Raw genomic sequence first — 16,099 nt, 5'->3', positions numbered from 1 at the left:
TCGTGTTGGCTGTCAGACCGCTATCGCGAGCAGGCTCACTCCTACAGGGGATTTGTGGTGATTCAGGGTTATTTGAAGCAGGTTGAACTGAGCTTTTCGAGCACGCGATCGGCTTTGGCTTCGGCCTTGATCATGGTCGATCGCCACGTCGCGACACAGGCCTGCAAGTCCGCCTCCTGCTCGGCCTTCGCCAGCCACAGCCAGCAATCGTGCCAATCGCCCAAGGCGCCTTGCGCCGCCTTCAGACGCTCCAGCGCCGGTTCCGGCAAGCGATCCAGCTCGGGATAGGCTTCGATGCCATAGCGCACGCGCTTGATCAGCAGACGCAGACGATGGCGGTCATGGGCCGGATCGTGCAGCGCCTCGTCGAGTTTCTTCCATTGTTTGCCAAGGCGTTTTTCGATGCGTTTATCCAGCCCCTTGAGCAAGCCTTGCCGCTGGGAGGCGCGCAAGAAACGCGGAAATGCGTCGAGCATCATCAACAGCGAAGCCACCTCGTGACTCGCCGCCAGCGCCGGGTAGGCCTCGGCCATTTGCACCAGACGCCGTTGCGCAGCTTCAGGCTGATCGTGCTTGAGCAGATACGCCGCGAGCACTTCGCGATCACGCCACGGCGTGGTCAATTGGCCGACCGCCGAGGCGGCGGCTTCCAGTTGCTCGACACCCGGCAGCCCACGCAACGGCCGCAACAGGCTGCGCAAGCGCCGTACCGTGGTGCGCAGATCGTGCAGCGCCTCGGGGTCGGTACGTGCGGTCAATCGCGCCTGACAGGCCAGCAGCCGCACTTCGAGGCTCAGGACATGGGCCACCAGACGATCAACCAATGCAGACATCACTTGCTCCTGATTCAAATGGCTTTGGGGATGAGTCTGCCGTTGTGTCACAGCCGCATCCTTGCGCTACGTCAGCAGCTTAGCGCCCGGCGCGGGATTCGCGAATGTAGAAACGCGCCTTCTCGGCCTTGTTGCTGCACCCTTCGAAACCTTCGAATTGCTGTTGGGTCTTGGCGGCCGTCAGCAACGACAGGGCCTTGGAGTAGCTGACCGTACCGGCAAAACCTTCGGCCTTGGCCAGATCCAGTTCATGCCACGCCGCGTCGAGCTGGCTGCCGCAGCTGTCGCGGTAAGCAGTTTTACCGGCGCAACCGGCCAATGCCAGAGCCATCAACGGCACACAGATCCAGGCTTTCATCACTCACACCTCAAATTAGGTCAACAGTCGTGCAGGTAAGACGGTTTGCCGGCGAAAAAGTGCCTTGCTCCGACGTGTTTCTGCGCTGGCGAAAAGGATAGCGCCGAAGGGGCAGACAGTTGCGAAAAAACGACGTCAGCGGCGCACTGAACGACTTTGGCGATTGAGCCTGCCCGTCGATGGGTGCATTGTGAAACCTTGTCGGGAGGAAGTTTGATGAAAAAACGTGTCGCACTGGTGCTGGGCTCCGGAGGCGCTCGGGGCTATGCCCATATCGGGGTCATTGAAGAGATCGAACGACGCGGGTACGACATCGCTTGTATTGCCGGTTGTTCGATGGGCGCGGTGGTCGGCGGGATCTATGCTGCCGGCAAGCTCGACGAGTACCGCAACTGGATCGAAAGCCTGGATTACCTGGATGTGCTGCGGCTGGTGGACGTGAGCTTTCGTCTCGGCGCCATTCGCGGTGAAAAGGTCTTCGGCCAGATCCGCAAGATCGTCGGCGAGATCAATATCGAAGACTTGCGCATCCCCTACACCGCCGTCGCTGCCGACCTCACCAACCAGCAGGAAATCTGGTTTCAGGAAGGTTGTCTGCATCAGGCCATGCGCGCCTCGGCGGCGATTCCCAGTCTGTTCACCCCGGTCATGCAGGGCAATCGGATGTTGGTCGACGGCGGCATTCTCAACCCGCTGCCGATCGTGCCGGTAGTGTCCAGTCACTGCGATCTGATCATCGCGGTCAATCTCAACTCGACCAACCAGCGTCATTACAAGTTGCCGGTGATCCAACGTCCTGCGGCGTTTCGCTCGAGGTTCGACAGCCTGATCAATTCGCTGGGTTCGAAGATGCCGTTCCGCCGCAAGCAAGCCGAACAATTGTTGATGCTGGAACAGGAGGCCTTGCGCGCCGAAGCGGCGGATATCAACCCGTGGCTCGAAAGCGCCGAGCCCGAAGCCCAGCAACCCGCCGCCGCACCCGAGCGTGAAGGCGCGCCAAAGTCCGCCACCGGTTCATTCATCATCGATAACGTCGGGCCGGCGTCGTTGCTGGACTTGATCAACCAGAGTTTCGAGGTGATGCAGACGTCGCTGGCGCAGTACAAGATCGCCGGGTATCCACCGGACATCCTGATCAATGTGCCGAAACGGGTTTGCCGGTTTTTCGAGTTTTACAAAGCGCCGGAGTTGATCGCGCTGGGTCGCGAGATTGCCCGGGATACGCTGGATCGTTATGACAGTGAACAGGGATGATCGGCTGAAAATCTTGATTGAATGCAATGCCCTCATCGCGAGCAGGCTCACTCCTACAGGGGATTTGTGCTCGACACAGATCCCCTGTAGGAGTGAGCCTGCTCGCGATGGGGCCAGAACAGCCCACCCAAAAACTACAGGCTGTTATCACTCAACAGCCGATACCCTACCCCCGCCTCCGTCACGATAAACCGCGGCTGTGTCGGATCATCCGCCAGTTTCTGGCGCAAATGCCCGACCACAATCCGCAGATAATGACTGTCCTCAGTATGCGTCGGGCCCCAGATATCCTTGAGCAATTGCTGCTGCGTGATCACTCGCCCCGGATGCCGCGCCAGTTGCGCCAGCACGGCGTATTCCTTGCGGGTCAGCGCCACTTCGGCGCCGTCCAGCAGGACGCGCCGATACGCCAGATCCACCGTCAACGGGCCGAAATTCAGCGCCGCTTGCTGCGCCTCGCCCGCCGGCGCCTGGCGTAACAATGCGCGCACCCGGGCAAGAAACTCCTGAATGCCGAACGGTTTGGTCACGTAGTCATTGGCGCCGCCATCCAGCGCCTGGACTTTCTGCCCTTCGCTGGCGCGCACCGACAGCACCAGCACGGGCGCCGTGGCCCACTCGCGGAACTCGCGCAGCACTTGCTGGCCATCCATGTCCGGCAGGCCGAGGTCGAGCACCAGCAAGTCCGGTTTGTTCAGCGCCGCCTGCGCCAGACCCTCGGCGCCGGTGCCGGCCTCGAGCACTTTGTAGCCTTGTGAGGCGAGGCTGATGCGCAGGAACTTGCGGATCTGCGGTTCGTCGTCGATGACCAAAATGGTCGCGGTCTGGCTCATGAATTCACATCAACAGAAAAGATTGGCAAGAGAGTAGCGCAGTCGCAATCAGGCTTCATCGTCCATCCCCGGTTGCGTCTGCAACGGCAGATGCAGGGTGATGCAGGTGCCGCGCCCATCGATGCCGTCGGCCACGCTGATTCGTCCGCCGTGCGCGCCGACCATGCCCTGACAGATCGCCAGGCCGAGTCCCGTGCCCTGGCCACCGCGATCACCCCGGGCAGCGGTGTAGAACATGTCGAAAATCTTCGCTCGCTCATCTTCGGGAATGCCCGGCCCTTCATCGCTGACCGAGAAAAAAATCTCCTCGTCATGGGCTCCGGCGCTCAGTTGCAAACGACCATGGCTTGGCGAGAAACGCGCAGCGTTTTCCAGCACATTGACCAGCGCCTGTTCGATCAGCGCGGCATGCACGAACAGCAGCGGCAATTCGGCAGGCACCTCGGTGCTGACCTGCAACGGCGCCAGCACCGCGCGCAGGCGATTGAGCGAACTGCCGACGATGTCGGCGGGCGACACCCAGTCCCGCGCCAGCTTCAGTGCACCGTGGCCGAGGCGCGTCATGTCGAGCAGGTTCTGGATGTAGCGGTCGAGGCGTTCGGCTTCATCGCGGGTGCCTTCGAGCAGTTCGCGACGATCCTCCAAAGGAATCGCTTCGCCGAGGGCCAACAGACTGTCGATGCTGCCGCGCATGGACGTCAGTGGTGTGCGCAAATCGTGGGACACCGAGGCCAGCAAGGCGCTGCGCAGTTGCTCGGTTTCACCGTGCAGGCGCGCCGCTTCGAGATCATCCGCCAGTTGCGCCCGGGCCAATGCTTGCGCCAATGGCTGACTGAGCGCGGTAAGCAAACGGCGACGCTGGCCAGTCAAGGTCTGACCTTCCCTGGCGCCAACTCCGAGCAAGGCCAACGGCCCGTCCTCGACCGACAGCGGCCACCACCACCAACGGCCGAACGGCAAGGTGCCCGTGCCCATGCCGGCCGGTTGATCGTGCTGCCAGGCCCAGTCGGCGGCAGCGCGTTCGGCTTCGGTGAACTCCAGCGGCCCGCCGGTTTCGACTTTCCAGCCGCCCTGGCCGTCGCGATTGAGCAGGCACAGTTGCAGATCGCTCCAGCCATTGAGGTGCTGCGCAGCGGCGCTGACCACGGCCTGACGGTCGGTGGCGGCGGTGAGTTTGCGCGACAGATCGAGCAGTTCAGTGGTCTCTTCCTGGGTATCGCGCAACGCCTGCAACTGGCGACGCTGACGTGCCGCGAGATTACCGGTGAGCGCCGCCATCAACAGGAAAAACAGCAAGGTCAGTACGTCTTCTTCGCGCTGGATGCTGAAGGAAAAATTCGGCGGGATGAACAGAAAGTCGTAGGTCAGAAATGACAACGCCGCACAGGCCAGCGCCGGGCCAAGACTGCTGCGCACCGCCACCAGCAACACCGCCGCGAGGAACACCAGCGAGATGTTCGGCAGCGGCAACACGCTCGACACTGCCCACGCCAGGGCACTGGCCAACACCGTGGCGACCAGCGCCAACGCATAGTCGAACCAGACAAGTGTCAGGGCATTTCGAGGGCGAGGTTGATGCTGCTCGTGATCGCTGTCGAGGACGTTGATTTCCAGACCATGGGCCTGACGCAACAAGCGCGCGGCCAACCCGCCACCGAACAAGCGACGGCGCAGCCGCGGCCGCGACTGGCCGACCAGCACCAGACTCGCGCGACGCTCGGCGGCATGCTGGATCAAGGTTTTCGCCACTTCACCGGCACGCAGCAACACCACTTCGCCGCCGAGGCGCTCGGCCAGTTGCTGAGCGCTTTGCAAACGCAGACGCGATTGCTCGTCACGCACCGTGCCGTTGTCGACGTGCACCAGACTCCACGGCAAATGCCGACGCTGGGCGACGCGACTGGCGTGGCGCACCAGCCGTTCGGCCTGCGCATCGCCATCGACGCCAACCAACAAGCGTCCGCGCACCGCCGGCGCGGCTTGACCGAGCTGGCGATAGCCCTGAGCGAGATCGTTATCGACCTGCGCGGCAGCGGTTTGCATCGCCAGTTCGCGCAACGCAGTGAGGTTGGTCTGGGTGAAAAAGGCATCGATTGCGGCGCGGGCCTGCTCCGGCACGTAGACCTTGCCCTCGCGCAGTCGCTCAAGCAATTCACGCGGCGGCAAGTCGATCAGCAGCAGTTCGTAGGCTTCCTGCAGCACCCAGTCGGGCAGGGTTTCGCGCACCTGCACGCCGGTAATGCCGCGCACCTGATCGTTGAGGCTTTCCAGGTGCTGGACGTTGACCGTGGTGAACACGTCGATGCCCGCGGCGAGCAGTTCCTGAATGTCCTGCCAGCGTTTGGTGTGACGGCTACCGGGGGCATTGCTGTGCGCCAGTTCATCTACCAGTACCAGTTTCGGTTTGGCGGCGAGGAGGCCGTCGAGGTCCATTTCTTCGAGCATCACACCACGGTATTCCGAGCGCACCAGCGGTTGCTGCGGCAAGCCGCCGAGCAGCGCTTCGGTTTCGGCGCGGCCGTGGGTCTCGACGACTCCGGCGATGACTTTTACGCCCTGACGCAGTTGGGTATGGGCGGCCTGGAGCATGGCGTAGGTCTTGCCTACGCCGGGCGCGGCACCGAGAAAAACCTTGAGCCGGCCACGGCCGTCGCGGGGCAGGTCAGCTAACAGTGCGTCGGCGCGGCCGGAGTCGCTCATCGGGGTTTGCCTTGTTCGGTTTGAAATTGAGGTGAGGCATTAAAAGATCGCAGCCTTCGGCAGCTCCTACAGGGCTTACGCCGATCCATTGTAGGAGCTGCCGCAGGCTGCGATCTTTTGATCTACAGCTTTTCCAGTGCCATGTTCAGCTCAAGCACATTCACCACCGGCGGCCCTACCAGCGGCTGTTCGATGTGCGCATCGAGCAGTTGCTGCAAGGTCGACACCGGCAGATTGCGCGCTGCCGCGACACGCGCCAGTTGATAGGCAATTGCCGCTGGAGGCAAGTGCGGATCGAGACCGCTGCCCGAGGTGGTCAACAGCGCCAATGGCACTGGACCTTGACCGGGAACCTGTAATTTTTTGGCGTCGTCGATCACCCGTGTGGCCAGTACCGGATTGCTCGGTGCGAGGTTGCTCGCACTGCTGGAAACGGTAGCAAATGCGCCGGCCGATGGCCGTGGATGGAACCAGGCATCGCCGACAAAATCCTGAGCGATCAGGGATGAGCCGCGGACCTTGCCATCGGCGTCGTGAACCAAGCTGCCGTTGGCCTGTTCGGGGAATGCGACTTGCGCGACGCCGGTGACCACCAGTGGATAGGCAACGCCGGTGACCAGGGTCATCAGCACCAGCAGGCTCAGGGCCGGACGTATCATTGTGGACATTTCAAAATCCTCTTCCAAATAGGCAACGCTGCAACACCTGTGGCGAGGGAGCTTGCTCCCGCTCGGCTGCGCAGCAGTCGTATAACCGACAACTCGGTAGATCGGATTGGGGCCGCTTCGCAGCCCGGCGGGAGCAAGCTCCCTCGCCACAAAAGGCCCCGCACCGGCGATACCTCGTCAAACCAGATGCAACGCCGTGAGCAGCATGTCGATGGCCTTGATCCCCACGAACGGCACCAGAATCCCGCCCAGTCCGTAGATCAGCAGATTGCGTCGCAACAACGCCGCCGCACTTGCCGCTTGCACCCTGACACCACGCAGAGCCAGCGGAATCAACACGACAATGATCAAGGCGTTGAAGACGATGGCCGAGAGAATCGCGCTCTGCGGACTGGTCAGGTGCATGATGTTCAGCACACCCAGTTGCGGGTAGATCGAGGCGAACAACGCCGGCAGGATCGCGAAGTATTTGGCGATGTCGTTGGCGATGGAAAAGGTCGTCAATGCACCGCGAGTCACCAGCAATTCCTTGCCGATCTGCACCACGTCCAGCAGCTTGGTCGGATCGCTGTCGAGGTCGACCATGTTGGCCGCCTCGCGGGCCGCTTGCGTGCCGTCGTTCATCGCCATGCCAACGTCAGCCTGAGCCAGCGCCGGGGCATCGTTGGCGCCGTCGCCGCACATCGCGACCAGGCGACCGTCGTTCTGTTCGTGACGAATACGTGCGAGTTTTTTCTCCGGAGTCGCTTCGGCGAGGACGTCATCGACGCCAGCCTCGGCAGCAATCGCAGCGGCGGTCAGCGGGTTGTCGCCAGTGACCATCACAGTGCGAATCCCCAGCTTGCGCAGCTCGGCAAAACGCTCGCGGATACCCGGTTTCACCACGTCCTTGAGGTGAATCGCACCGAGCAGTTTGCCGTCAGCGCAGACCAGCAACGGCGTGCCGCCACTCTGGGCGATCTTGTCGATTTCCCGCGACAGCGCCGGGGCAAGATCGGCGCGTTTCTGACCGAGAAAACTCAACAGCGAATCCACCGCGCCCTTGCGATACACACGCCCCTGATAGTCGACACCGGACAAACGGGTTTCCGCGCTGAACGGCACAGCGGTCAGGGTTTCCGGCGACGGTTCCGGCTGCGGATGCAGGCCGCGCAGATACTCGACGATGGATTTACCTTCCGCCGTTTCATCCGCCAGCGAGGCGAACAACGCGCCCTCGGCCAGATCACGACCACTGACACCCGGCGCGGCATACACCGCACTGCAACGACGGTTGCCGAAAGTGATGGTGCCGGTCTTGTCCAGCAACAGCACATGCACGTCACCCGCCGCTTCCACTGCACGCCCGGATTTGGCGATCACGTTCAGGCGCACCAGGCGATCCATCCCGGCGATACCAATCGCCGACAGCAAGCCACCAATGGTGGTCGGAATCAGCGTAACCAGCAGCGCCACCAGGAACACCAGCGGCAGGCTGCCATTGGCGAAATGGGCGAAGGGTTGCAGGGTCACGACCACCAGCAGGAAAATCAGGGTCAGGCCGATCAGCAGGATGTCGAGCGCGACTTCGTTCGGGGTTTTCTGGCGTTTGGCGCCTTCGACCAACGCGATCATGCGGTCGAGGGTCGACTCACCGGGGTTGGCGGTGATCGTTATCAGCAACCAGTCGGACACCAGCCGGGTGTTGCCAGTGACCGCCGAGCGATCGCCGCCCGACTCACGAATCACCGGCGCCGATTCACCGGTGATCGCCGCTTCGTTGACCGCCGCGATGCCTTCGATGACTTCGCCGTCACCGGGGATCATCTCCCCCGCTTCGACGCGCACCACATCACCTTTGCGCAGACTGGCGGCAGGCACCACCTGAAAACTGCCGTTGGCCAGTTTGCGCCGGGCGCTGAGGCCTTCGCTGCCAGCCTTGAGGCTGTCGGCGCGGGCCTTGCCGCGACCTTCGGCCAAGGCTTCGGCGAAGTTGGCGAACAGCACGGTGAACCACAGCCACAGGGCAATTTGCGCGGCGACGAAAGTCGGCACGACGTTGTCCGGAATGAAGCACAACACGGTGGTGAAAATCGCGGTCAGTTCGACCACCAGCATCACTGGCGAACGCACCAGTTGCCGAGGGTCGAGCTTGACGAACGCTTGCACCAGCGCCGGGCGCCACAGGGCCGAGATCGCGGTTTTCGGTGCTTCTGCCGACTTGGCCGGCACCGCAGGTTTTGATGCAGGAACGTGCATATTCATGATGGATTCCTTAGAAGCCCATGCTCAGATGTTCAGCGATTGGGCCCAACGCCAGGGTCGGCAGAAAGGTCAGGCCGCCCACCAGCAAAATGGTCACGGTCAACAGGGTCACGAACAGCGGGCCGTGGGTCGGGAAGCTGTTCTGGCCGATCGGTGCGGTTTTCTTCATCGCCAGGCTACCGGCCAGGGCCAGCACCGGAAGGATGTAACCGAAGCGACCGATCAACATGCCCAGACCGAGCATCAGGTTATGGAACGGTGTATTTGCACTCAGGCCGCCGAACGCCGAACCGTTGTTCGCGCTGGCCGAGGTGTAGGCGTAGAGCAATTGACTGAAGCCGTGCGGGCCGGGGTTGCTGATGGTTGCCGCAGGGCCGGGCAACGTCGCGGCGATCGCGCCGAGCACCAACACACCAACCGGCATGACCAGCAAGGTGACGACCAGCAGTTGCACTTCCCGCGCCTGCAGTTTCTTGCCGAGGTATTCCGGTGTGCGGCCGATCATCAGGCCGGCGAGGAATACCGCGATCAGCACGTTGAGCAACATGCCGTAGAGCCCGGCGCCAACACCGCCGAAGATCACTTCGCCGACCATCATGTTGACCAGCGCAACCATGCCGCTGAGCGGGTTGAGGCTGTCATGCATACCGTTGACCGAGCCGTTCGACGCCGCCGTGGTGGTCACCGACCAGAGCACAGTGGCGGTGGTGCCGAAGCGTGCTTCCTTGCCTTCCAGCGGTGCAGTCTGTTCGACGGCGGCGTTGTTCAGGGTTGGATTCGGCTGATACTCGGCCCACAGCGAAGTCGCGCCGCCGATCAGAAACAGCGCCAGCATGCAGGCGATGATCGCGCGGCTCTGACGCAGGTCCTTGACGTAATGGCCGAAGGTGAACACCAGCGCCACCGGGATCAGAATGATCGAGCCGACTTCGAACAGGTTGCTCCATGCAGTCGGGTTCTCGAACGGGTGCGCCGAGTTGACGCCGAAGAAGCCGCCACCGTTGGTGCCCAGTTGCTTGATCGCAATCTGGCTGGCCGCAGGACCAAGCGGGATCACTTGATCAACACCCTGAATCGTCACGGCATTGACGTATTGCGCGAAAGTTTGCGGCACGCCCTGCCACACCAGATACAGCGCCAGCAACAGGCACAGCGGCAACAAACCGTAGAGGGTGGCACGGGTCATGTCGACCCAGAAGTTGCCGAGGGTCTTGGTCGACTTGCGACCGATACCACGGCACAGCGCAACCAGCACAGCCAGGCCAGTCGCGGCGCTGACGAAGTTCTGCACGGTGAGGCCAACCATCTGACTCAGGTAGCTGAGGGTCGCTTCACCGCTGTAGGACTGCCAGTTGGTGTTGGTCATGAAACTGACGGCGGTGTTGAACGCTTGCGTCCACTCCTGGCCCGGCAGGTTCTGCGGGTTGAGCGGCAGGTGATCCTGGAACAACAGGATCGCAAACAACAGCAGAAAACCGGCGAGGTTAAACGCCAGCAGCGCCAGCGTGTATTTCTGCCAGCTCTGTTCAGCCTGCGGATCAACCCCGGCAATGCGATAACAGCCGCGCTCGACCGGGCCGAGAATCGGCGTCAGCCAGGTGCGCTGACCTTCCATCACTTTGTAGTAGAAGCGCCCGAGGAACGGCGCCGGCAGCAAGACCACCGCGAAAAACGCGAGGATCAGCCAATAGTCATAACTGTGCATAGCCGCTCCTAGTTTCGGTCCGCGCGCAACAGCGCAACCAACAGATAAATGAACAGCCCCACTGCCAGCAGCAGGGACACCCCGTCCAGAACGCTCATGGAAGATCTCCGTGTTACGGCGTATTGCCGTGTGTGCAGGCATTGTCGGAAAGGAGGCTGTAAAGGAACGAGACCGAGGGGTGCGGCGGGGCATAAAGAAAGCGTAAAGAGTGGGTTTATGCTGGCGTTACAGCAGGGTTTTGCGCCGCTTGTTCAGGCCCCATCGCGAGCAGGCTCACTCCTACAGTTGGAATGCGTTCAACTGTAGGAGTGAGCCTGCTCGCGATGGCGGCATAACCGACGACATCGCACTCAACTGGCGCACGGAAATGTGCCCATCCAGTGATGAACATCTTGGATAACGACAGCTTTCAGCGCATTACGACCTGATTTCCCGGAATGGCACGCCCACTGCACACAGCCTCCCCCGAGCTTTCCAAACCTTCAGGGAGCAAACGAATGAACACACAACTCAAACCCACGCTGGGCACGTTGCACCTGTGGGGCATTGCAGTCGGGCTGGTGATTTCCGGGGAATACTTCGGCTGGAGTTATGGCTGGGGCGTGGCCGGAACACTGGGCTTTCTGGTGACCTCGTTCATGGTCGCGACCATGTACACCTGCTTTATTTTCAGCTTCACCGAACTGACCACGGCGATACCTCACGCGGGCGGGCCATTTGCTTACAGTCGCCGAGCATTTGGTGAGAAAGGTGGATTGATCGCCGGGCTGGCGACGCTGATCGAATTCGTTTTCGCGCCACCAGCCATTGCGCTGGCTATCGGCGCTTACCTGAATGTGCAATTCCCCGCGCTCGATCCGAAACACGCGGCGGTCGGCGCCTACATCGTGTTCATGGGCTTGAACATCCTTGGCGTGAAACTGGCGGCGACCTTCGAGTTGATCGTCTGCGTACTCGCCGTCGCCGAGTTGCTGGTGTTCATGGGGGTCGTCGCCCCGGCCTTCAGCTTCAGCAACTTCGCCCTCAATGGCTGGGCTGGCTCGGACGTTTTCGGTGCGCCGGCAATTGCCGGGATGTTTGCGGCGATTCCATTTGCCATCTGGTTCTTCCTCGCCATCGAAGGCGCGGCCATGGCCGCCGAAGAAGCCAAGGACCCAAAACGCACAATTCCCAAGGCTTACATCAGCGGCATCCTGACCCTGGTGTTGCTGGCCATGGGTGTGATGTTCTTCGCAGGTGGCGTCGGCGACTGGCGCACCCTGGCAAACATCAACGACCCACTGCCGCAGGCGATGAAAACCGTGGTCGGCGACAATTCCGGCTGGCTGCACATGCTGGTCTGGATCGGCCTGTTCGGGCTGGTGGCAAGTTTCCACGGCATCATTCTTGGCTACTCGCGACAGTTCTTCGCCCTCGCCCGCGCCGGTTACCTGCCGGCCTCGCTGGCCAAGCTGTCGCGCTTCCAGACGCCGCACCGGGCGATCATCGTCGGCGGCATCATCGGCATCGCAGCGATCTATAGCGATGGTCTGATCAACCTCGGTGGGATGACCCTCACTGCTGCGATGATCACCATGGCGGTGTTCGGCGCAATCGTGATGTACATCATGAGCATGCTTAGTCTATTCAAACTGCGTAAATCCGAGCCGAACCTGGAGCGTACATTCCGTGCGCCGTGCTATCCGCTGATCCCGTTGATCGCCTTGATGCTGGCGGTGGTGTGTCTGGTGGCGATGGCGTGGTTCAACGCCTTGATCGGGCTGATTTTTCTCGGATTCATGGCTGTGGGCTTTGGCTACTTCCTGCTCACCGGTCAACTACGGGCCAACGCACCGGCCGATGCGATGCTGACCGGCCTGTAGGATTGATCGCATGCACCGGGCATAACGGGCCTAGAATGGAACCACTGCGAATTCATTTCGCTCAAAAGTTCTATGCAGCGGTTCACGGCGAAATCCTCGCCCACCGATCTGCCTTTAAGGAGAGCCGTTATGCCTTGGTATGCCTGGTTGATTCTGGTCGTTGCAATCGGCTCGATCGTTGGCGGGTTGATGATGTTGCGAGACACCGCCAACAAGGTCGAACTGACCGATGAAGAACGCAAGCGCGTCGCGCAACGCAACGCGGAAATGGACGCGAAAGAAGCACAAGATCGCTAATGAAAACCCCGCCTGATTGGCGGGGTTTGTTTTTTCAGATCCGATCGGACCTGCCTGCACGCTTTTTAGAAGTAGAAGTACAGTCACCATCTAATTTTCCTTGGTTAAGATGGGGGCATTGTTGCGGAGAGTTCCAAATGCGTTACTCGCAAGACCACAAAGCCCAGACCCATCAGCGCATCATCAAGGAAGCTTCCGCACGATTTCGCAAGGACGGCATCGGCGCAACCGGCCTGCAGCCACTAATGAAGGCGCTGGGCTTGACCCATGGCGGTTTCTACTCGCACTTCAAATCCAAGGACGAGTTGGTTGAAAAGGCATTGCAAGAAGCAAGCGATCAGGTTGATGGGCTGTGCGCGGAAATTTTTGCGCAGGAAAATCCGCTGCACGTGTTTATCGACACCTACTTGTCCGAATGGCATCAGACCTCCCCGCATGAAGGCTGCCCTCTCCTGACCATCTCCTCTGAGCTGGGCCTGCGCGGACAACCCAGCCCAACCAGTGACTCCGTACTCAACGCGCGACTGGAGCAGATCGACAACACCCTCGAAGGTGACAATAGTACCGACCGGGCCATCGTCATCATGTCGACGCTGGTCGGCGCTCTGCTGCTGTCACGCAGTGTCGCGGATGCCGGGTTTGCGCAGCGCATTCTTGACGTCACCCGCGACCATCTCAAACAGTCGGAAGACTAATCCTGCCAACGCTTGAACAGCACGCTGGCGTTTACCCCGCCAAAACCGAAGCCGTTGGACAATGCGTATTCGATCGGCATCGCCCGTGCCTGGCCATGAACGATGTCCACACCTTCGCTGGCAGGGTCGGGATTATCGAAGTTGAGCGTCGGCGGAACGACCTGATCACGAATTGCCAATAACGTGAAGATCGCTTCAAGCCCGCCAGCAGCACCGAGCAGATGCCCGGTGGCGGATTTGGTCGAGGTCACGGCGATTTTATTCTGCACACCGAAGACGCTTTTGATCGCCGCCAACTCGCCAAGATCGCCCACCGGCGTGGAAGTGGCGTGAGCATTAAGGTGCTGCACCTGAGCCGGCGTAACACCGGCCTGAGCCAGCGCCAACTCCATTGCTCGCCGTGCACCGCTGCCGTCTTCAGGGCCCGCTGTCAGATGATAGGCATCGGCCGTGGTGCCGTAACCGACCAGCTCGGCCAAGGGTTTCGCGCCACGTGCCAGGGCATGCTCCAGAGACTCGATCACCAGCAGGCCCGCGCCCTCGCCCATGACAAAGCCATCACGACCGCTGTCGAACGGTCGGGAGGCGCGCTGCGGCGTGTCGTTGTAGCCACTGGACAGCGCCCGAGCTGCCGCGAAACCGGCAAGGCTGACCCGATCGATCGAAGCTTCCGCTCCACCGCACACAGCAATGTCGGCTTCACCAGCACGAATCAGCCGCGCCGCGTCGCCAATCGCCTGAACCCCGGCAGCACAGGCCGTTACCGGCGCGCCCAATGGCCCTTTGAGGCCATGCTGAATCGACACATGCCCGGCCGCCAGATTGACCAGAAAGGAAGGAATGGTAAAGGGCGACAAACGACGCGGGCCTCGGCTGTCAGTTGTACGTACGGCATCGGCAATCGCCCCGAACCCGCCCACACCCGAGCCGATAATCGTCGCGGTGCGCTCCCGGCTTTTTTCTTCGGACGGATGCCACCCAGCCTGCTCCAGCGCCTGCCGGGCGGCCTCCATGGCAAACAGAATGAAGCGATCCATCTTCTTCTGTTCTTTGGGCGGCGTGGCGCGATCCGGATCGAAACCGGCCTCGGCGTCCTCTTCCACGGTTGGCACCCTGCCGCCAACACTGGTGGGCAAGTCAGCGACCACAGCTTCAGGCAAATTACGCAGCCCCGAACGCCCTTCCAGCAAACGCTGCCAGACAACTTCGACACCGCTACCCAAGGGTGAAACCAGGCCCATGCCCGTGACTACTATTCGACGCTGATCCATACCGCGTTTACCTCTTACCGATTCAGAAAACTTACTTGTAACGGCTAGCTGCCGAACTACGCGACAGATTCGGGGCCATGACGTGCCGCGCAGCAACAAAGGCATGCCACTCGCCCGCATCCGGCAGGGACGGGATAGTAACGACCTCCCCTTGGTCCAGACCTGCCAGTGCGGCATCGACCATCTCGCCGGCCTCCATCACCATTTCGGCCGGAATGCCGCTGGCGTCGATCCCGGATCGTTCCCAGATTTCCGTACGGGTAACGCCAGGCAGCACCGCTTGCACCTTGACGCCGGTGCCTTCGAGCTCGGCATTCAAGGATTGAGTGAGGCTCAACACATAAGCTTTGCTGGCGCTGTAGGTCGCATTGAAACGCTCCGGAAACAGCGCGACCACCGAGGCGATATTGATGATCGTGCCACGACCTGCCTTGGCGAAACTCGCCGCGGCTGCAGAGGCCAACAGCGTGACGGCAGTGACATTCAACTGGATCAAACGCTCCAGTTGTTCCGCGTCTGAATTGGCCAGCAATCCGTTCGCCGCCACACCGGCGTTGTTCACCAGCAAGCTGATACTTGAGTCGCTGCGCAGACGTTGCTGAAGTTTCAGCACATCGTCCTTTTGCGTCAGATCCGCCTTCAATACCTCGACCTGAACGCCATGGCTATCACGCAACTTGCTCGCTGCACTTTCCAGACGCTCCTGATCACGAGCGACCAACAGCAAATCAAAACCGCGAGCCGCCAATCGCTGCGCGTAGATCGCACCAATACCAGAAGATGCGCCAGTGACGAGCGCTGTACCTTTGGACTGAATAGAATTCATGAACGTGCTCCTGACATGCATAAGGGACATGGCCTTCTGTCGGATCGAAGGCTACGGAAATTATTATAGGCATAATTTTAAGCCAATATGATAGCCGTAATTTCCAGTTTCCCGACAAGCGCTACAACACCCCTCCGACGAGCATTGCCCACCAAAAAACAGAAAGGCCGGTCAATGACCGGCCCTTTGGCGTTGAACAATCAGCTTAGTTGACTTCCAGCTTCTCGCGATTGCGATCCAGGATCGCCTTGCCGATCCCCTTCACTTCCAGCAACTCATCCACCGATGCGAACGGCCCGTTTGTTTCTCGATACGCAACAATCGCTTTGGCCTTGGCCTCGCCTACACCGGACAGTTCCTTTTGCAACGTTGTTGCGTCGGCACCATTGAGATCGACTTTCGCACTCTGAGAAGGTGCAGCAGCATCCATTACCATTGGCGCCTTCACTGGCTCGGAAGGCGCGACAGGTGCAGCAATCGCTGCAATCGACGCGCTGGTCAGGAAAGCAAATATCAGGGAGTACAAGTAACCGGTACGCATAAGTGACGCTCC

The 16,099-nt window shown here is 60.9% G+C and carries 15 protein-coding genes; 4 read left to right on the top strand and 11 right to left on the bottom strand.

All coding sequences use genetic code 11. From position 1 onward, the window contains the following. Positions 1 to 68 precede the first annotated feature (68 nt). A complete protein-coding gene (locus tag JFT86_RS15485; RefSeq protein WP_201237330.1) occupies positions 69 to 833 on the bottom strand; it encodes a CHAD domain-containing protein in 765 nt (254 codons plus the stop codon). 79 nt (positions 834 to 912) lie between these two features. Then, the gene (locus JFT86_RS15480) at positions 913 to 1,191 is read right to left on the bottom strand and encodes a hypothetical protein (RefSeq protein WP_064120270.1); all 279 of its coding nucleotides are present in this window, start codon (positions 1,189 to 1,191) and stop codon (positions 913 to 915) included. Positions 1,192 to 1,407: 216 nt separating this feature from the next. Here JFT86_RS15480 and JFT86_RS15475 point away from each other — a divergent pair, with 216 nt between their 5' ends. After that, positions 1,408 to 2,445 (top strand): patatin-like phospholipase family protein, encoded by a 1,038-nt coding sequence (locus JFT86_RS15475; RefSeq protein ID WP_201237329.1) that lies wholly within the window; start codon positions 1,408 to 1,410, stop codon positions 2,443 to 2,445. 134 nt (positions 2,446 to 2,579) lie between these two features. Here JFT86_RS15475 and JFT86_RS15470 read toward each other — a convergent pair whose 3' ends face one another. From JFT86_RS15470 to kdpF, 6 genes are all read right to left on the bottom strand, one after another. After that, positions 2,580 to 3,278 carry a response regulator gene (locus JFT86_RS15470; protein WP_201237328.1) on the bottom strand — a complete coding sequence of 233 codons (699 nt, stop codon included), beginning with the start codon at positions 3,276 to 3,278 and terminating at the stop codon, positions 2,580 to 2,582. Between the two features lie 48 nt (positions 3,279 to 3,326). Continuing rightward, a complete protein-coding gene (locus JFT86_RS15465) occupies positions 3,327 to 5,978 on the bottom strand; it encodes a sensor histidine kinase KdpD (RefSeq protein ID WP_201237327.1) in 2,652 nt (883 codons plus the stop codon). A gap of 122 nt (positions 5,979 to 6,100) precedes the next feature. Continuing rightward, the gene (gene kdpC, locus JFT86_RS15460) at positions 6,101 to 6,646 is read right to left on the bottom strand and encodes a potassium-transporting ATPase subunit KdpC (protein WP_201237326.1); all 546 of its coding nucleotides are present in this window, start codon (positions 6,644 to 6,646) and stop codon (positions 6,101 to 6,103) included. A gap of 177 nt (positions 6,647 to 6,823) precedes the next feature. Next, positions 6,824 to 8,890 carry a potassium-transporting ATPase subunit KdpB gene (kdpB, locus tag JFT86_RS15455; protein ID WP_201237325.1) on the bottom strand — a complete coding sequence of 689 codons (2,067 nt, stop codon included), beginning with the start codon at positions 8,888 to 8,890 and terminating at the stop codon, positions 6,824 to 6,826. A 10-nt stretch (positions 8,891 to 8,900) separates the two neighbouring features. Continuing rightward, a complete protein-coding gene (gene kdpA / locus JFT86_RS15450; protein WP_201237324.1) occupies positions 8,901 to 10,595 on the bottom strand; it encodes a potassium-transporting ATPase subunit KdpA in 1,695 nt (564 codons plus the stop codon). Between the two features lie 8 nt (positions 10,596 to 10,603). Then, positions 10,604 to 10,693, bottom strand: coding sequence for a K(+)-transporting ATPase subunit F (kdpF, locus tag JFT86_RS15445; RefSeq protein ID WP_007899818.1), 90 nt, complete (start codon positions 10,691 to 10,693; stop codon positions 10,604 to 10,606). Between the two features lie 399 nt (positions 10,694 to 11,092). Here kdpF and eat point away from each other — a divergent pair, with 399 nt between their 5' ends. From eat to JFT86_RS15430, 3 genes are all read left to right on the top strand, one after another. Continuing rightward, positions 11,093 to 12,457, top strand: a complete 1,365-nt coding sequence (gene eat, locus JFT86_RS15440; RefSeq protein ID WP_201237323.1) for an ethanolamine permease — start codon at positions 11,093 to 11,095, stop codon at positions 12,455 to 12,457. A 129-nt stretch (positions 12,458 to 12,586) separates the two neighbouring features. Next, positions 12,587 to 12,754 (top strand): DUF2897 family protein, encoded by a 168-nt coding sequence (locus tag JFT86_RS15435; RefSeq protein ID WP_103305695.1) that lies wholly within the window; start codon positions 12,587 to 12,589, stop codon positions 12,752 to 12,754. A 137-nt stretch (positions 12,755 to 12,891) separates the two neighbouring features. Further along, positions 12,892 to 13,449, top strand: coding sequence for a TetR/AcrR family transcriptional regulator (locus tag JFT86_RS15430; protein WP_201237322.1), 558 nt, complete (start codon positions 12,892 to 12,894; stop codon positions 13,447 to 13,449). Here JFT86_RS15430 and fabF read toward each other — a convergent pair. The 3 genes from fabF to JFT86_RS15415 form a co-directional block, all read right to left on the bottom strand. Further along, the gene (gene fabF / locus JFT86_RS15425) at positions 13,446 to 14,720 is read right to left on the bottom strand and encodes a beta-ketoacyl-ACP synthase II (RefSeq protein WP_201237321.1); all 1,275 of its coding nucleotides are present in this window, start codon (positions 14,718 to 14,720) and stop codon (positions 13,446 to 13,448) included. The genes JFT86_RS15430 and fabF overlap by 4 nt on opposite strands. A 31-nt stretch (positions 14,721 to 14,751) precedes the next feature. After that, positions 14,752 to 15,546, bottom strand: coding sequence for an SDR family oxidoreductase (locus JFT86_RS15420; protein ID WP_201237320.1), 795 nt, complete (start codon positions 15,544 to 15,546; stop codon positions 14,752 to 14,754). Between the two features lie 205 nt (positions 15,547 to 15,751). Next, positions 15,752 to 16,087: a helix-hairpin-helix domain-containing protein gene (locus JFT86_RS15415; protein ID WP_201237319.1), complete on the bottom strand. Its 336-nt coding sequence runs from the start codon at positions 16,085 to 16,087 to the stop codon at positions 15,752 to 15,754. Positions 16,088 to 16,099 lie beyond the last annotated feature (12 nt).

It is taken from the genome of Pseudomonas sp. TH06 (assembly GCF_016651305.1).
GTDB lineage: Bacteria > Pseudomonadota > Gammaproteobacteria > Pseudomonadales > Pseudomonadaceae > Aquipseudomonas.
This window is presented reverse-complemented; position numbering and strand designations above follow the sequence as displayed.